The organism is Cecembia rubra (assembly GCF_003014575.1).
GTDB lineage: Bacteria > Bacteroidota > Bacteroidia > Cytophagales > Cyclobacteriaceae > Cecembia_A > Cecembia_A rubra.
In genome coordinates this window covers 215,224-232,370 of the sequence record NZ_PYGF01000003.1, presented here as the reverse complement: position 1 = coordinate 232,370, position 17,147 = coordinate 215,224, and the positions used below count along the sequence as shown (strand labels likewise).

At 38.9% G+C, this 17,147-nt stretch carries 19 protein-coding genes and 1 pseudogene; 12 read left to right on the top strand and 8 right to left on the bottom strand.

Features of this window, described 5'->3' with window-relative positions:
- Positions 1-237: 237 nt before the first annotated feature.
- The gene (locus tag CLV48_RS07995; protein ID WP_106566754.1) at positions 238-444 is read left to right on the top strand and encodes a hypothetical protein; all 207 of its coding nucleotides are present in this window, start codon (positions 238-240) and stop codon (positions 442-444) included.
- Positions 445-487: 43 nt separating this feature from the next.
- Entirely contained in the window at positions 488-1,573 is a 1,086-nt protein-coding gene (locus CLV48_RS07990) for a BF3164 family lipoprotein (RefSeq protein ID WP_106566753.1), read from the top strand.
- Between the two features lie 64 nt (positions 1,574-1,637).
- Here the strand turns inward: CLV48_RS07990 and CLV48_RS07985 are convergent, their stop codons facing one another.
- Positions 1,638-2,486, bottom strand: coding sequence for a lysophospholipid acyltransferase family protein (locus CLV48_RS07985; RefSeq protein WP_106566752.1), 849 nt, complete (start codon positions 2,484-2,486; stop codon positions 1,638-1,640).
- Positions 2,487-2,594: 108 nt separating this feature from the next.
- Here CLV48_RS07985 and CLV48_RS07980 point away from each other — a divergent pair, with 108 nt between their 5' ends.
- From CLV48_RS07980 to CLV48_RS07955, 6 genes are all read left to right on the top strand, one after another.
- Positions 2,595-3,188, top strand: coding sequence for a sigma-70 family RNA polymerase sigma factor (locus CLV48_RS07980; protein ID WP_106566751.1), 594 nt, complete (start codon positions 2,595-2,597; stop codon positions 3,186-3,188).
- A gap of 63 nt (positions 3,189-3,251) precedes the next feature.
- Positions 3,252-3,524 carry an anti-sigma factor gene (locus CLV48_RS07975; protein WP_106566750.1) on the top strand — a complete coding sequence of 91 codons (273 nt, stop codon included), beginning with the start codon at positions 3,252-3,254 and terminating at the stop codon, positions 3,522-3,524.
- A gap of 6 nt (positions 3,525-3,530) precedes the next feature.
- Positions 3,531-4,103: a guanylate kinase gene (gene gmk, locus CLV48_RS07970; protein WP_106566749.1), complete on the top strand. Its 573-nt coding sequence runs from the start codon at positions 3,531-3,533 to the stop codon at positions 4,101-4,103.
- Positions 4,104-4,115: 12 nt separating this feature from the next.
- On the top strand, positions 4,116-4,682 hold the full coding sequence (gene nadD / locus CLV48_RS07965) for a nicotinate (nicotinamide) nucleotide adenylyltransferase (RefSeq protein WP_106566748.1): 567 nt from the start codon (positions 4,116-4,118) through the stop codon (positions 4,680-4,682).
- A 55-nt stretch (positions 4,683-4,737) separates the two neighbouring features.
- Positions 4,738-5,709 (top strand): hypothetical protein, encoded by a 972-nt coding sequence (locus CLV48_RS07960; RefSeq protein ID WP_106566747.1) that lies wholly within the window; start codon positions 4,738-4,740, stop codon positions 5,707-5,709.
- A 70-nt stretch (positions 5,710-5,779) separates the two neighbouring features.
- On the top strand, positions 5,780-6,721 hold the full coding sequence (locus CLV48_RS07955; RefSeq protein WP_106566746.1) for a diacylglycerol/lipid kinase family protein: 942 nt from the start codon (positions 5,780-5,782) through the stop codon (positions 6,719-6,721).
- Here CLV48_RS07955 and CLV48_RS07950 read toward each other — a convergent pair.
- From CLV48_RS07950 to CLV48_RS07935, 4 genes and pseudogenes are all read right to left on the bottom strand, one after another.
- A pseudogene (locus tag CLV48_RS07950) lies at positions 6,698-7,186 on the bottom strand (sigma-70 family RNA polymerase sigma factor); the annotation flags it as partial. The gene CLV48_RS07955 and the pseudogene CLV48_RS07950 overlap by 24 nt on opposite strands.
- 52 nt (positions 7,187-7,238) lie before the next feature.
- On the bottom strand, positions 7,239-8,228 hold the full coding sequence (locus tag CLV48_RS07945; RefSeq protein WP_146140080.1) for a hypothetical protein: 990 nt from the start codon (positions 8,226-8,228) through the stop codon (positions 7,239-7,241).
- Between the two features lie 853 nt (positions 8,229-9,081).
- A complete protein-coding gene (locus CLV48_RS07940; RefSeq protein WP_106566744.1) occupies positions 9,082-9,693 on the bottom strand; it encodes an RNA polymerase sigma factor in 612 nt (203 codons plus the stop codon).
- The gene (locus CLV48_RS07935; protein WP_106566882.1) at positions 9,684-10,820 is read right to left on the bottom strand and encodes a glycosyltransferase; all 1,137 of its coding nucleotides are present in this window, start codon (positions 10,818-10,820) and stop codon (positions 9,684-9,686) included. Before CLV48_RS07935 ends, CLV48_RS07940 begins: the two co-directional genes overlap by 10 nt.
- Positions 10,821-10,954: 134 nt before the next feature.
- Between CLV48_RS07935 and tgt the strand changes: the two genes are divergently transcribed.
- The 4 genes from tgt (at position 10,955) to CLV48_RS07915 (ending at position 15,500) form a co-directional block, all read left to right on the top strand.
- The gene (tgt, locus tag CLV48_RS07930) at positions 10,955-12,085 is read left to right on the top strand and encodes a tRNA guanosine(34) transglycosylase Tgt (protein WP_106566743.1); all 1,131 of its coding nucleotides are present in this window, start codon (positions 10,955-10,957) and stop codon (positions 12,083-12,085) included.
- Position 12,086: 1 nt separating this feature from the next.
- Positions 12,087-13,160 carry an LptF/LptG family permease gene (locus CLV48_RS07925; RefSeq protein WP_106566742.1) on the top strand — a complete coding sequence of 358 codons (1,074 nt, stop codon included), beginning with the start codon at positions 12,087-12,089 and terminating at the stop codon, positions 13,158-13,160.
- Position 13,161: 1 nt separating this feature from the next.
- Positions 13,162-14,082 carry a DMT family transporter gene (locus CLV48_RS07920; protein ID WP_106566741.1) on the top strand — a complete coding sequence of 307 codons (921 nt, stop codon included), beginning with the start codon at positions 13,162-13,164 and terminating at the stop codon, positions 14,080-14,082.
- 284 nt (positions 14,083-14,366) lie between these two features.
- A complete protein-coding gene (locus tag CLV48_RS07915; RefSeq protein WP_106566740.1) occupies positions 14,367-15,500 on the top strand; it encodes an ATP-binding protein in 1,134 nt (377 codons plus the stop codon).
- On the opposite strand, the gene CLV48_RS07910 is transcribed toward CLV48_RS07915, so the two are convergent.
- Genes CLV48_RS07910 through ispE form a run of 3 tightly spaced genes read right to left on the bottom strand, consistent with a single transcriptional unit; the run spans position 15,484 to position 16,895 of the window.
- Complete coding sequence (locus tag CLV48_RS07910) at positions 15,484-15,819, bottom strand: type II toxin-antitoxin system PemK/MazF family toxin (protein WP_106566739.1); 336 nt, start codon at positions 15,817-15,819, stop codon at positions 15,484-15,486. The two genes, CLV48_RS07915 and CLV48_RS07910, sit on opposite strands and share 17 nt — an antisense overlap.
- A complete protein-coding gene (locus CLV48_RS07905; protein ID WP_106566738.1) occupies positions 15,806-16,048 on the bottom strand; it encodes a ribbon-helix-helix protein, CopG family in 243 nt (80 codons plus the stop codon). Before CLV48_RS07905 ends, CLV48_RS07910 begins: the two co-directional genes overlap by 14 nt.
- Before the next feature lie 40 nt (positions 16,049-16,088).
- Positions 16,089-16,895, bottom strand: coding sequence for a 4-(cytidine 5'-diphospho)-2-C-methyl-D-erythritol kinase (gene ispE / locus CLV48_RS07900; protein WP_106566737.1), 807 nt, complete (start codon positions 16,893-16,895; stop codon positions 16,089-16,091).
- Positions 16,896-17,147: the final 252 nt, after the last annotated feature.

Below are 17,147 nucleotides of genomic sequence, written 5' to 3'. Positions count from 1 at the left end.
GAAATCTAGATTACTCCATAGAGTTGTTAAAAAAAAATAATATGATTCAAACAATAAAGTAAATTTTACAAGAAAAATATAATTTTATTGACCCAATGTGGTTAAAATGAGATTAAATTATTTTGAAATTACAAATAATTCTCAACTAAAGCTTGCGTATAATAATAATATTGGGAAAGGTTTCAGTTGAAAGCCAGCTTTGGCCAGAGCTTTTATCAATTCTTAATAATTACGATTATGAAAAAGTTAATTTCCAGTTTGGTTATTACGTTGGCTTTTGGGCTTTATTTTAGTCCGGACGTCAAATCCCAGGAGGCTGTTGATCCTGATTGTAGTTCAACTTATGGAGGTGTTTGTTGCATGTGGATAGGCAGTTGTTCTCATCCTTTGGCCGGCAATATAGCTGAATCCGCATGGGTTCCGGATGCCTGTGTTTGTATTTAAACTTCATAGACCGGATTTTCATCCGGTCTAATTTACCCTAATTATGCAAAAATTAAGATTTATAGTATTATTGGTGGCATTTGGTTGCAATATACCTCATGAAGACTCAAGACTTGTTTTCACGGAAAAACAACTTCCAACTCCAATTCAACTTAAGGGAGAGAAACTTGATTTTGGTTTGGAATTTGCGCTTAATCCAAAAGAAATCCTTTTAAAAGATCAGAATTTGATCGTAGCGGAAGGGAAAAGTCTTCAAAATGAAAAGATTAATTTATTGGATCTTCGTGCTCAGAAATACAGAAGAAGTGTAGGAAAAGATGGCCTTGGGCCTGGAGAGATTACTATTGGATATCCACTTCTTGATAGCGGAGAGCCTGATATTTTTTGGGTGTATGATACTCAGCAATTTAAGTTTTCCGCCTTTTCCATTAAAGATACCTCAACCTTAGCTATCAGGCAGTTTAAGGGCCTGGATATCCCCCTTTATATTACTTCTGTTGACTGGGGTCCTAATAACACGCTTTTGGTAAATTTAGTTGATGGTTGGGTGAAGTATTTTCAGCTGAATACAGATGGCGATACCATCCGGTATTTTGGGTCATGGGAGAACATGCTTGATGATAGAGAATTGCCCCATGGTTTGAAGAGAGAAGATTTACAACCTAATTTATTGGCTTCTGTTCATCAAGGAAAAATAAAGAGCAATCCTTCAAAGACCAGGTTTGTAAAGGCTGGAACCCATGTGGATTTTATTGATATCATTGATCTTGAAAATGAAGAAGTTATAACGGTATATGGGCCAATTGATGAATTGCCTGAATTTAGGGTTTCAATGAATCAAGGATTCCAGATGCCGGCTTTTGATCTTTCAAAATTGACTCTCAAGTATCTGGATATCTATGCCGGGGAAAAGTCATTTTTTGCATTGTATTCTGGAAAAAGCTTCCGGGAAATCAGTGAAGATTCCAATTTAAATAGGTTATTTGAGTTTGATTACGATGGCAAGGTTTTGAATCACTATCAGTTGGATTTTCCTTTGATAGGATTTACAGTGGATGAAATCAACAGGGAAATTTATGGTATTTCAACAGATAAGGACCCAGGAATCGTACTGTTTGATCTTAATTGAAATGATATAAAGGATTTTAACTCCACAAGTCAGATTAAAAATTTCAGACATGGTTTAATGGCTTTCATTCCCCCTTCTTCCACTTCCAGCGATTGTGACTCCAAAGGTATAAAGCAGGTTCTGTCCTGATGTTTTCTTCCGTAAGGCGGATAAATTTGTCTGTGATGCTGTGTTCAGTCCTTCCATCATAGGGTGGGGCGTCAAGCAGCTGATAGCTGTACACATAGTGCCCCCTTTTTGGTTTGGTGACTTTAGCAAATACAGCAGTATGTCCATAGCGCTTCGCCATTTTTTCTGGCCCTTCATAGAAAGCCGTTTCCCTGTGCATGAATTCCGTCCAATACCGGATATCCCTGTTTCCGGGTCGCTGATCCGCTGCCAGGCCAATGAGTCTTACAGTATTCCTTTCTTTGAGGTAGTGGCGGGTGAATTCTGATTTTTCTACCAGATACCCTCCAAACCGGCCTCGGATATTCCTCATCAGATTTTCAAAGAAAGCGTTGTTAACCTTGGTGTAGACAGTCTCCAGTCTGGAATCTACCTGGGCCTTAAAAGCCAAAACCTGTCCTTCCCAGTGAAAAAAGTGCGCAGTCAGTCCCAAGACAATTTCTCCATTGTCCAGCCTTTCTTTGATGATTTCGGGATGCTCAATCCTGAATCTTTGTTTTATTTCATTTTTGTCCATCGTGAATAGCCTAATGGTTTCCGCAAAGGAATCTGTCAGGTTTCTGAAAAACTTTTTGGCGATCTGCTTTCTTTCTTCAGTGCTTTTTTCAGGAAAGGCATGTTTGAGATTGCTTAAGATGACTTTTTGTCTGTATTTCAAAACATGGTACCCAAATAGATACAGGATATCTGTAAAAGCATAGAGTACAGATAAAGGCAAATGAGATAAGAGTCTGAATAGAAACATGCCGCGGGCTTGTTGTGATTCTTTGAGAGCTTTCAAAATAAGCTAAAAGCCCTGACTTTATTCAAAAAAATTAGTGATAAATTTAACCATTGATTACTTTTGGAACTTATGTCTGAAGTGCAGCGCAAAAAATATTCCGACAAGGAAAAGAACCAAATATTTGACAGGGAATTTATGCCCCACATAGATTCTATGTACAATTTTGCCTATAGGTTGACCTTTGACGAAGATGATGCCAAGGATTTGGTACAGGATACCTACCTGAAGGCATACCGCTTTATCAACTCTTTTGAGCAGGGAACCAACGCAAAAGCCTGGCTTTTTAGGATCCTGAAAAACTCTTTCATCAATGATTACCGTAAAAAGAGCAAGCAGCCTGCAAAAGTGGATTATCAGGATGTGGAAACTTATTACAACTCAGATGATGTTGATTATACCAGTACCACAGACCTGAGGGTAGATGCTGTAAAAGATATGCTGGGAGATGAGATCTCCAACGCGCTGAACAGTTTGGCCGTAGATTTCAGAACCGTGATCATTTTATGTGACCTCGAAGGATTCACTTATGAGGAAATGGCCAAGATTCTGGATATTCCGATTGGGACTGTAAGGTCCAGATTGCACAGGGCCAGGAACTTATTGAAGGAGAAATTACGTTCCTATGCGCAGACTATGGGGTATAACACGGATGAGGAAGAATAAATAGAATGTCCGGGATAAGAATTAGAGGTTTTGATCATCAAGAAAGTTTTATAATAGCGTACAATGGATTATAATTTATCATCGGCAGGAGAAAAGAAGACGAACTGTGCTGAACAGAGCAAGTGCTTCCAGCTTTTGGAGAGTATCCTAGACGGGGAAAATATCCCTGAGGCAGATAGGATATTGAAGGAAAAGCTGGAAAAATGTGAGCCCTGCTACAGGCATTTTCACTTGGAAATGGCCATTAAAGAGCTGCTGAAAACCAAATGCTGCCATCAGATCACACCTCAGGATTTGTTGGAAAACATCCGGAAAAAAGTGCAGGAAATAAAATAAGCATTCATGGCCACAGGAAAAGCGATTATTTTTTCGGCTCCATCAGGATCTGGGAAAACAACAATTGTCAGGCATTTGCTAGGTAAATTCCCAGAGCTTGGTTTTTCGATTTCTGCTTCTACCCGTGACAAAAGGGGTAGGACAGAACAACATGGAAAAGATTATTATTTTTTGAGTCCTGAAGAATTCAAGAAAAAAATTGATGAAGATGCTTTCATAGAGTGGGAAGAGGTGTATGAAGGCAATTTCTATGGAACATTGAAAGAAGAAATCCAGAGGCTTTGGAATGAAGGGAAACACGTTATTTTTGATGTGGATGTGAAGGGGGGACTGAATTTAAAAAAATATTTTGGTGACAGGGCATTGGCCATATTTGTCAAGGTGCCTTCCATGGATATCCTCAAAGATAGGCTCAAGGACAGAGGAACAGAATCCGAGGAAAGTCTTTCGAGGAGGCTTTACAAAGCCAAATTCGAAATGAGTTTTGAAGATAAGTTTGATGTGACCATTGTCAATGACAGCATGGACAAGTCATTTGCTGAAGCCGAAAAATTAGTAGGTGAATTCCTATCGAAATAATCCTTTATCACTTTGAAAATCGGTCTTTTTTTCGGATCTTTTAATCCTATTCACATCGGCCATTTGGTCATCGCCAATGTGATGCAGGACAGGACTGATTTGGATGAAGTTTGGTTTGTGGTAAGTCCTCAGAATCCCTTTAAGAAACAAAAGTCATTACTTCATGAATTTGATCGGCTAAAGATGGTAGAGCTCGCCATCGCCGATCATTTTTATTTTAGGGCTTCCGATGTGGAATTCCACATGCCAAAGCCAAGCTTTACCATTGATACCCTCACTTACCTTTCTGATAAATTTCCCCAGCATCAATTCAAATTGATCATTGGAGGGGATAATTTGACCCATTTTCACAAGTGGAAAAATTATGAGCAGATCCTTGAACATTATGGCCTGTATGTTTACCCCCGTCCGGGTGAAAAGAAAGAATTGATCCACGCCAATATTCAGTTTGTGGAGGCACCGCTAATGGATATTTCAGCAACTTTTATAAGAGAATCGATTAAAAATGGCCATTCCGTGAAATATTTGTTGCCGCAGCCGGTAGAAGAGTATATCAGGGATAAGAAATTGTTTTTGTAAGGTTGACTATTGCTTAAGGTGCTTTTTATCAGTATCTTAGGTTAAATTTATTTTTATGAGAAGATGGCTGTTTTTTGCTATGGGATTTGCTTTTTCCTGTTCCCTTGTTGAAAAAGAGGATCTTGAAAATATTACGCCAAAACCTTTCGATGAACGGGAAACTCTCATTGTGCTATCTGAAAGGTTGGCCTATTTAGATGCAGAAAGGAAAGAACTTGTTGACGGCCAAGTAAAATACCTGTTTTTGTTGAGGCTGTTCGATGCGGAGGATAATATGATTTTAAGCCCCAATAACGAGGAACTGATCTGTGAATTTATCGGGAAATATGTGGGATATGGATATGGTACTCGTGGACCTGAGGTTTGCGGTTTGTCTTATTATTCTTCATTTAGAAATTTTGGGCAAAGGTCGCTTAGGTCTAGTCTGCATGTGGTGGTTTCGGGGGACATCAAAACGACGGATCCTTTGGATGAGCTTACAGGGCTTCCATTTGATCTCAAGGACCTTAAAAAATTAGAAAATTGTCATATTGCTTGGGAAAAGAAAGCTTCAGGTCCTGGATTTGAAGATACTATATGGAGATTTGTTGGTTTTTTGAATGAAAGGGATGAGATATATTCAACTCCTTCCTGTGAAGACCAATATGTCACTTTGAGTTTTAGGAAAGACAGACAGGATGGTGATCCATTATTCATTTCATTGGGTGATCCTGATGCCAGATACTTTGAACTGAGCGGAGCGGTTTGGGTATCCAAAAGACCAGGCGATGGGGTGAAGTTGTATTCTAGACTCAATTCCAATCAATTGGTGATCTTTTCGGGAATTATTCCCTTGACAAGCCATCCAGGCCCGTCTAATCGCGATAGGGATAATTTTATCACCAATTCACTGAACAGTCTTCATAAGTATGATAGTTTGAATGCCATTCTCCATGTAAAAGATACCGTCGACTTTTCAATTGAGGGAAATACCTTGAGAATTTGGAATCAAAAAACAGGGATTCAGGCACTATTTTTCAGCGAATAAAGCTTAGGGAGATCTTATTAGGGTAAATTTTTTTATTGCTTATCTTTAGGTTAAACCCTTAGCTTGTATCATGAATGAAATGAAAAAACTTTCCTTTATCATCCATGGCAAAACAAGAAAATTAAATGTTTTGCAAAATCAGCTAGTCGAAGTTTTTGGAAAAGAATTCCGGCTTGATTTTAGGATTACCTCCAAGGAAAAGGATGCGATAGCACTTACCCGGGAGGCGCTAAAGGAGGGAACGGATTACTTGGTTGCGGTAGGAGGAGATGGTACTGTGCACGAAGTGGTCAACGGGAATTTAAGCTTTGATTCCATTCAACCGGTCCCAATAGGGGTTATCCCTTTGGGTAGGGGAAATGATTTGGTCAGAAGTTTAGGGATCAAAAAAGATGTCTATTCATTATTTAAAAGTATTGTTAATCAAAAGTATGCCTTGGTGGATGTGGGTTTTCTGGCTTTTAATGATAGTGATCATCACCAGCAAGTTACAAGGTATTTTATCAATATTGCGGATATAGGACTTGGAGGATTGGCAACACAGATGATCAGGACAAGTCCCGTTTATCTTGGCGCCAATTTGACCTATTTTTTGGCCATTGTTCGTTCACTATGGAAATTTTCGGCTGAATCCATTGAAATTACGACCCCAAAATGGACTTACAAAGGGGATATTATGAGTGTCTGTATGGCCAATGGCAGTTATTTTGCCAGTGGAATTGTCATCGCCCCAAGAGCAAAATTGGTGGATGGTTTGGCCGAGCTGGTGATAATTGGTAAGGTTGGGATTTCGGACTTTTTGAGAAATCTTCCCAAATTAAGGAGAGGAGAAAAATTGGAGCATGCCCAAATTAAATACCTGAAGGCAGAGCAATGTGAAATTGATTCAAAAATCCCCATGCCTATAGATATGGATGGAGAATTTGTAGGCTACACGCCTTTGAAAATGGAAATGCTCCCTAAGAAATTGCGGATTTTTGTTCCGGATTTAAATATGCCCTGCCTTTCCTGAGGCAATTTCATACAGTAATTCACGTGACCTGTGCAACTGTGCCTTGACTGTTCCCAAAGGCTTGTCCAGTTCTACCGCAATCTCTTCATAGGACAGTTCGTCAAAGTACCTTAACTGTACCAGTTTACGGTATTTGGCAGGCAGCTTGTCCACGAATATCCTGACCATCTCAATCCTTTGGGATTTGATGAACTCATCCTGAGGGTTATTCTCATCATCCTCTACATCGATATTGACCGAATTGCCACTGTCATCACTCATGGTGCTGTTGAGGCTCATGGTTTTGAGTTTCTTTTTTCGGATAAAGTCAATGGTATTGTTGGTGGCAATGCGGAACAGCCAGGTGGAGAAAGTATAGTCTTTCTTGAATTTGTGTAGATTTCTAAAAGCTTTGGCAAAGGCTTCCATGGTCAGGTCTTCGGCGTCATCCGCATCCCTGATCATTTTGAGGATCATGAAATAAACCATTATCGCCTAATGCAGTAGAGGTAATTTAACCTATATTTTGCTAAATTATTTAAATTTCGATTATTAATAAATAAAAATAATTCTGGTAATCAGAAGGCAAGGATTTTCTAAATTCTTTGTTTAAGCTATCGAATTGTTCGTGAATTGTTTCTCCGGAAACCCCAAAAACTATCTGATTTTGATCAGCAAAACTTTTATTTCTGACTTTTAAACCTGTGGTCATATCATCCGAAAAACAGGAAATCATCTGCGCCTTGGAAGAATTTAGCTCTATTACTAAGGGGTAATAATGCAATGCATGAAAAACGGTGGCTATCAGTTGATCTTCCTTTCCAAAGTACAAGCCTTCATGGAGTGAGTAGGTATCACTATTTGATAGCTTTTCATAGAATTGATATCCATTTTCTACATTGACAAAAAAATCATCAGGGATTTTCCTTTTCCCAAAATTCACCTTTGAAAAAGGTTTGAAAGTAAAATCTTCACTAGCTAAGTAAAGTGTATCGTTAAATGGAAAGGAAGTTAAAGTCTTTCCCTCTTGGCTTGCAAATGGGGAGTATGCCTTGAAATAAGGATTAAAAGTTTTTGGGGCTTTAGGAATGGATTTACTTTGGATTCCCTTAGAATTCAAAGTAAAAACCTGAAAAGGTATTTCAGGGGACAGGTTATTGTTATACATCATATATTTCTCACCTATCTTTTGGATGAACCCAGCTCTATTCGATAGTTTTTTTAAGAAAAACGGTTTTAGATTGTGGTCAAAAGTATAAATTGATTCACCGTTTATCAGGACAAAAAGCGAATCTTTCTCCGTGAAATAATTAGTTATTCCATTAAGAGAGATAATTTGATCTCCATAAAATCCTACTTTGTTAAGAAGATTACCATCGTGGTCAAATTGGATAAGAATACCAGAATGGTTTTGATCAAAAAGATAAATATTTGATTGGGTCACTAAAATATCTGTGGGAGTATGGATGGGCTGTAAAGTTTTTAACCTTATAATTTTTGAACTTTTCCCAATTTTTGAAAGGTTCATTTCTTGGAAGCTTTCAGAAACATTAATTTCTGGAATTCTATTTTGCTGATTATTGCATGAAAAAAACAAAGAATAGAATATTAAACAGGTTAGAATTTTCTTTATCATGTTTTTATCGGATTTGGATGCTTTTCCATTGACCAATTTGAATTTGATAAAAGCTATAATTGTGTAACTGTAAAATAGTGAACATTAGGTATTCAGCTATTTTTTAAATTTTTAAACTCTTTTTTTTAAGAGGAAGATGCGAAAATTAAACACTTTATTCAAATAGTGTGACTTCCATTAAGAAGTCACACCTGTGTGATTTAAGGACAAGGTTCTTGGTCTCCGGCACCACAAGGATCTGACCCTGAAAGCCTGCACTTGATAACAATTGGACCATCTGCACCACACCTTTCTTAGGCAATATAATATTCTGTTCCTGGAAGGTTTTCATCTTGGGCCATTACCGAAGATGAAATAAAACTACTGAAAAACAGTAGTGTTAAAATGGTGCATGAATAAATTAGTTTTCTCATAGTTTTATTTGTTTAGTGGATAGAACTAATTATGTAAATATATTATTATTATGCAAAGGAAAGATTGAAAAATCTTAATTAATGTCATTTTCTAATATTTTGACACCAATTTTAAAAGAAACTTTTTATCCAAGTCATGATTCTATATACAATTAAATAATAATAGACTTTGAGAAAGATAAAAAATTATGAAAGTCTTCAAGTTTGCAATTTACCTTAAAAATAGAGTATGGAATTTTTAACGTATTTCTAAGTTTGCAAATTCAATTTCATTTTTACTAAAAGCTTGATTTTTTTGAAATTTTAAAAATCCGGGTGTTAAATATTGAGAATCAAATATGTCCTTCCTTACCAGAGGCAATTTCATACAGTAATTCACGTGACCGGTGAAGCTGTGCCTTGACTGTTCCCAAAGGCTTGTCCAGTTCTACCGCAATCTCTTCATAGGACAGTTCGTCAAAATACCTTAACTGTACCAGTTTACGGTATTTGGCAGGCAGCTTGTCCACGAATATCCTGACCATCTCAATCCTTTGGGATTTGATGAACTCATCCTGAGGGTTATTCTCATCATCCTCTACATCGATATTGACCGAATTGCCACTGTCATCACTCATGGTGCTGTTGAGGCTCATGGTTTTGAGTTTCTTTTTTCGGATAAAGTCAATGGTATTGTTGGTGGCAATACGGAACAGCCAGGTGGAGAAAGTATAGTCTTTCTTGAATTTGTGTAGATTTCTAAAAGCTTTGGCAAAGGCTTCCATGGTCAGGTCTTCGGCGTCATCCGCATCCCTGATCATTTTGAGGATCATGAAATAAACCGCCTTTTTATAGCGCTTCATCAAGGTAGCAAAAGCCTGCTGATCTTTTTCGATCACGGCCTTATCGATAAGATCGAAATCCTCTAATGCTTTGTTGGAAAATCCTCTGTCGTTTACTTCCATCTAACTTTTTTTGATTGGTACCCTAACGCGCCAAGAATCCAAAAGTAACCCAAATACATCAGGTCGAAGAATCCTGTCCAAAACACTTTGGTTTTGCCTTCCAGTTTTTTTCTCGCCGAGGTAAATACTGAAGTCAACAGTATGGACCGGACAATAATTATACCTAAAAAGACCGAAAAATGTTCCCAGTTTTGTTCTAAACCTAGAAGGATTAACAAATAAATTCCAGTAACCCAAAAAATAAGGTGTGTGAAACTGTAAATTCCTATCTTCAATTTATCTCCCGCTTGGTAATATTTGCCTGCATGAAAATGTCTTTTTTTCTGGATAAAATAGGATTTCCAGCTGGTTTTTGGCGTGGAAAGTGTGATGCTTTCAGGGCTGATCACCACCGCGGTGTTTTTACCGTTGGCATATTGGTTGACAAATAAGTCATCATCCCCGCCATTGATCTGCCATAGCCCTTTGAAGGCCTTTTTATCCATGAAAAAACTTCTGCGGTAACTTAGGTTTCTTCCTATTCCCATAAATGGGGATTTCCAAATCGCAAAGGCCAGAAATTGGAGACCTGTCCAGAGTGTTTCGAACTGAATCCACTGGTTAAGTAGCCCTTTGCCATAATTGTACTGTGAAAAACCCAAGGAGAATGTTTTTCCTTCATTTCTAACCGGTGCTGTCATCAATTCTATCCATTTGTTGCTTTTTGGGATGCAGTCTGCGTCTGTCAGCAACAGGACGTCATTTTTTGCCACTTTGATACCCAAGGTCAGGGCATATTTTTTGGCAGTGACATGGTCCGGGGTATATTCTATGGTAACGGTTCTTAATTTTGGGTACTGGGACATCATTTCCTCCAACAAGCCGCGGGTACCATCCCAGGAGCGGTCGTTGATGATCATGACATCAAAGTTGGGGTAATCTTGTTCGCAAACTGCCGGGATTAGTTTTTTTAAATTCTCCTTCTCATTGTGGGCAGCAACAATGACAGTTACCCCTTCCGGATTGGAAAGGGGATCTTTGATTTTCCTTTTATAAAAGAAAGACATCCGACCAAAAATGATCAATATGTAAAAAATTTGCACGCCAACCGCAATCAAAAATATTACCGATACAATATTTGTAAGCATTCCCATTCTTTTAGCGGGGCAAATATAAAATCAAATTGAGCATGGATTAAGAATAAGCTTATATTTTTGTGTCCGCAATTAAATATCAATCTTTAAGGAGCAAAGAAAAGGCGCTTAATGATCAATTTATTAAGATGAAATTTAGATTAGAGCACACAGACAGTAAGAGTAAAGCCAGGGCAGGTACGATCAAAACTGATCATGGGGATATCCAAACCCCAATTTTTATGCCTGTGGGAACTGCAGGTTCGGTAAAGGCTGTCCATCAGCGTGAGTTGATATATGATGTCAAGGCCCAGATTATTTTGGGAAATACCTATCATTTGTACCTGAGGCCCGGATTGGATATACTGGAGAAGGCGGGAGGTCTGCATAAGTTTAATGGTTGGTCCAAACCTATCCTCACTGACAGTGGGGGGTATCAGGTTTTTTCCCTGGCCGAAAACCGTAAATTGACCGAAGAAGGGGCGGTGTTCAAGTCCCATATTGATGGTTCCAAACATTTGTTCAGTCCAGAGCGGGTCATGGACATTCAGCGGATCATTGGAGCGGATATTATCATGGCATTTGATGAATGCCCTCCTTATCCCTGTGATTTTGCCTATGCCAGAAAATCCATGGAACTCACCCATCGCTGGTTGAAGCGCTGCATCGACAGATTTGACAATACAGAAGGAAAATACGGATATAGCCAAACGCTTTTCCCTATCGTCCAGGGATCTGTATTCCCTGAACTTAGAAAACAATCCGCAGAGTTTGTTGCTTCCTGTGAAAGGGAGGGCAATGCCATTGGCGGATTATCAGTAGGGGAGCCAGTAGAGGAAATGTATGCCATGACCGATATGGTGACCGACATCCTGCCTAAGGACAAACCGAGGTATCTTATGGGGGTGGGGACTCCTGCCAATATTTTGGAAGGGATAGCATTGGGTGTGGATATGTTTGACTGTGTGATGCCTACCCGTAATGCAAGAAATGGAATGCTGTTTACTTCGGAAGGCATCATCAATATCCGTAATGAGAAGTGGAAAGATGATTTCAGTCCTATCGATCCCCACATCAATTCTTATGTGAGTTCATTTTATTCTAAGGCCTATCTCCGCCATCTGACCATTGCCAAAGAAATTTTGGCTGCACAGATTGCCAGTATTCATAATTTAAGCTTTTATTTATGGTTGGTTGGCCAAGCAAGGGAACATATCATTGCAGGTGATTTTGCCGTATGGAAGAACCAAATGGTAGAAAAAGTCAGCAGAAGACTGTAATATGAAGATACTGGATAAATTAATCATCAAGGATTTTCTCAAGACCTATATTTTCGTAGTCTTGATGCTGATTCTTATTGTCTTGGTTTTGGACTTTACCGAAAAGAATGACAAGTTTATCCGAAATCAGGTTCCTGCTAAAGAGATTTTGATTTATCTAGGCAACTATGGTTTGTACCTGAACAATTTACTCACTCCCATCACAGTGTTTATTTCGGTCATTTTTATAACCTCCAAAATGGCCGGAAGGACAGAAATTATTGCCATACTAAGCAGCGGGGTTTCCTTTGTAAGGATGTTGGTTCCTTTCTTGTTTGGAGCTATGCTGATCGGATTGGTCAGTTTCTTCATGAATGGATGGATTCTCCCTGGTGCTACAGCGGGGGTGACAGAGTTTAAATCCAGATGGCTGGAGGAAACCAAGTTTTACACCGAAAGTAATATCCATATCAAGGTGGCTCCTGATGTATATGCTTATATTTCCAGATATTATACTTCGGGAAATACAGGTTACAATTTTACTCTAGAGCAAATCAGAGATGGAGTATTGATCGCCAAGCTATCAGCTGACAGGATTGTCTGGGATACAGCAATCAATTCCTGGTCGGTAAAAAACTGGAGGTTGAGAGAGCTTCATGAGTGGGGGGAGAATTATACCGTTGGGGAATCCCTAGATACATTGCTTTCTATCACTCCCAATGATTTTGACTTACCTGTCAATCATCATGAGACACTTAAACTCCCGGACCTTACCAGACAAATTCAGGTTTTAGAAGAAAGAGGAGCAGACAATGTCAATTATTATAAGATTGAAAGGTATGTGCGCTTCATGTCTCCTTTTGCAGCTGTCATTCTGACTTTTATCGGTGTGATTGTTTCCTCAAGGAAGACGAGGGGAGGTTCCGGTTTCCAGATTGCCTTAGGCTTTTTGTTGGCCTTTATTTATATCATTATGTTTTTGTTGTCCAGAACTTTTGCTGAGGCGGGAACAGCCTATCCTTTGTTTGCTGTCTGGATTCCCAATATTTCTTTTGCCCTCACAGGATTGGTCCTTTACAAAACAGTGCCCAGATAAGATGCAGCCGGATTCCCCTGTTAAAGATTATTTGATGCTCCATTTCATCGTACTGATTTGGGGATTTACGGCCATTTTGGGCTTATTGATCAGTATTCCTTCTTTGGAGATTGTATTTTACCGCACGCTGATAGCCACAGGTATATTAGGATTGATGTTTTTGTGGAGAAAAACACCGATACGGGTTTCCCAAGGGGCTTTGCTCAAAATAATTGCCACAGGCTTTATCATTTCTTTGCACTGGGTCCTGTTTTTTGGGGCGGCGAGGGTTTCTACAGCATCTGTTTGTCTGGCAGGTATGGCGACTACTTCCTTATGGACTGCTTTGTTGGAACCGATTGCCAATAAGAGAAAAGTAAAAGGCTTTGAAATTTTTTTGGGATTGTTGGTGATAGTGGGGCTTTATGTAATTTTCCGTTTTGAGCTGGACTATTGGTTGGGTTTGCTGATGGCCATTGCTTCGGCTTTCCTTAGCGCAGTTTTTACGGTTATCAATGGAAGGTTTGCCAAGCAGCACAATCCCTTTGTACTGACCTTCTATGAAATGTTCGGGGCGTTCCTTTTTTCGGGCTTATTGCTTCCTTTCTATGCTTATTTCTTTGCCGATGAGGGGCTTCAGATGGTTCCAAAGGCAATGGATTGGCTTTGGTTGATTTTATTGGGAGGCGTCTGTACCGTCTTTGCTTTTTCTGTATCTGTAGAACTGATGCGCAGGATTACGGCCTTTGCGGTTAACCTGACCATCAATTTGGAGCCGGTGTATGGGATTATTTTGGCAGTGCTGATTTTTGGGGAAAAGGAAAAAATGACCGGTGGGTTTTATTTGGGCACCTTGATTATTTTGGTGTCTGTGCTGATTTATCCTGTGTACAATTATTACCTGAGAAGAAAGTCCAAAGGGAATAAGCTGTTAAGGGCATGAGAGAAGAAAATTGATTTTTAAGAATTATTATTAATCCTGGAGCATTAGGTTTCTGACTTACCTAGGTTTAGTTTTTTTTTTTCAATTGAAGCATAAAGAATTTTCAGATTGACCACTAGCTTACAGTTTGAGTTTATTCCTGAGTGGGCTCTAAAAATGTGACTTTACAGGAATAAAATCCTTTAAAGTTATAACTTTACGGGAATGAAATACTTTAAAGTCATAACTTTACGGGAATATGATTTAAATTTGTGCTGTATTTATGTTTCTAAAAGACTGATTTTATGAATTTTGAACGATCCATACAAGCGTCAATTCAAAAAAAGTTTTTCTCCGGAAAAGCGATTGTATTGTTGGGGCCTAGACAAGTTGGGAAAACTACCTTAATTGAAACCATCCTGAGGGGTAGGGAAGAAAAGTTTTTATACCTGGACTGTGACGATCCTACAATACAGCATATTCTTGAACATGCGAATACGGAGACTTTGCGTACCATTATCGCGGATAATAAAATAGTGTATATAGACGAGGCCCAACGTATCAGTGCAATTGGGTTAAAATCAAAGATAATCGTGGATCAGTTCAAACATGTCCAATTGGTGCTGAGTGGTTCTTCGGCATTTGAACTCAATGAAAAAATCCAAGAACCCCTTACGGGAAGGAAATGGACGTTTCACTTGTGGCCAATATCCTGGCAGGAGTATGAAAAAGAGGTTGGCTATTTGAAAGCGGAACAAAGTTTGGAAAACAGGATGGTGTATGGATTTTACCCAGATGTCATCAAGCAGGCTTCGCAAGAGGAGGAAGTGCTTAAGGAATTGGCAGAAAGCTATCTCTACAAAGACGTTTTGATCTATGGGAATCTAAAAAAGCCCAAGCTGGTACAAAACATCCTTGAAGCCTTGGCTTTTCAAGTGGGCAATGAGGTGAAATACAAAGAATTGGGGGAGACAGTCGGTGCAGACCCGAAAACTGTCGCTTCTTACATTGATGTGCTGGAAAAGGCGTTTGTGATTTTTAGTCTATCCTCCTATAGCAAAAACCTCAGGACCGAAATCAAAACAGCAAAGAAAATTTACTTTTATGATAATGGTATAAGAAATGCGATTATTAGAGATTTTACCCCATTGGCAGCAAGGCAGGATGTTGGGGCTTTATGGGAAAATTTTCTGATAAGTGAACGCTTAAAAGTAAATTCATATACCAAAGGCTTGGCACGGACTTATTTTTGGAGAACCAAACAACAACAGGAGATTGATTATGTAGAAGAGCTAGCCGGACAACTACATGCCTATGAATTCAAATGGAACCCCAAGCGACGTGTAAACTTCCCAAAGACCTTTACTAAGGCTTATCAAAGTCAAAATACCTTGGTCAATAGAAGTAATTTTAGGGAGTTTGTCAATGCAAAGTCGTAATATCCTGCAGTGTCTCCAGAGCTTGCTTCAATTCTGCCTCAGAAATTTCTCCAATCTTTTCTACCAACCGCTCCTTGGAAATCGATCGGATGTGGAAAATCATCATTTCGGAAGCTGCTTTTAGGTTGTTGATGGGGCTGGGCTGGAGAATGGGATTGCCTTGGTAACTTTTGATTTTTGTTGTCAATGGCACGGTGATGACAACCTTTAGGTATTTATTGAGGAGATTGCCGCTGATGATTACTACTGGTCTAAAGCCTGCTTGCTCAGACCCCTTAACAGGGTTTAGGTCTGCATGCCAGATCTCACCTTGTTTCATCTTCCAGTTGCTTCAGATATTCTTCCATTCCCTCTTCTGCTATGGACAATATATCTTGATCCTGACCTGCAGCTTTATAGGATTTTACATAGGTAGCCCTTTTGAGATGATCCAGATAGAGTCTCAAGGCTGTTTCTATCAGTTTGTTTTTGGGCATATCCAATGTTTTGGCATGCTCAGAAAGCTTTTGGATGAGCTCATCGGGAAGAGAAGTCGTGATTGTTGCCATTTTATATTTATCTTTTGTAAATATAAAGTGCAAATATCATCTATACAAGCCCTTCAAAGACAAAGTATTCCGTTGGCCAGGTGCTCTTTGGAGGAATTTCTTTGAACAGTCCAAATAGGGTTGATCCTGAACCTGACATCGCTGCATAGTAGGCACCCATTTCATATAATTCAGCCTTTATTTTAGCTATTTCTGGATATTGGGGAAATATGCTGGACTCAAAATCATTGACAAGTTTTTCTTTCCAGGAGCTTTTGTCCTTCAAAATTTCCTTAAGGGGGAATTTAGCTGCTTGAGGTTTCACTCCTGCATAAGCTTCTTTAGTGCCTATATGTATGTTAGGCTTGATCAGCAGTAAATGGTTTCCCTTCAGGTCCACATCCACTGTCTCCAAGATCTCACCTCTTCCTGTAGCTATCTTGGGAGTGTTTTCGATAAAAAAAGGACAGTCACTTCCCAACTGAGCCGCAAAGTCTTCTAGAAGCCAATCCTCCAAATGTAATTCAAAAAGCCGGTTCATAAGGGTCAAGGCAAATGCCGCATCGGCTGATCCACCGCCAAGACCAGCACCCATTGGGATGTTTTTATGCAGATGAATTTGGACATTTGGAAGATCATTGAAATCCTTTCGTAGCAGTTTTAATGCTTTAAGTATAAGGTTGTCTTTCTCTTCTCCAGGTATAGAAAGTCCAGATGTCTCAAAGACTGTTTTCTTGGACTCCATCATCTCTAGGATATCAAACAGGGGAATGGGAACCATACAGGTTTCTATTTCATGGTACCCATCATTTCTTTTGGAAGTAATATGAAGGCCTAGGTTAATTTTGGCGTTCGGAAAGCAAATCATGTTTTGCAGGCTATTTTATGACGTAAATATGTGAATAATATTTGTAAACTTTCATTTTTCAGATTTCAGTCAAAAAACAGTTTTATTGAAAAATTTACGATACTGTATTTTTGTGATTATTAAAAAAACAAAAAAAATACTGATTTCTTGAAATTACTAAAAATCGGAACAAAATTTCGATTTTTTTGAAAAGCGCAAATCATAATTCATTTTATAAAGGCGATTAGCGATAAATAAGGAATAAAATTCTGC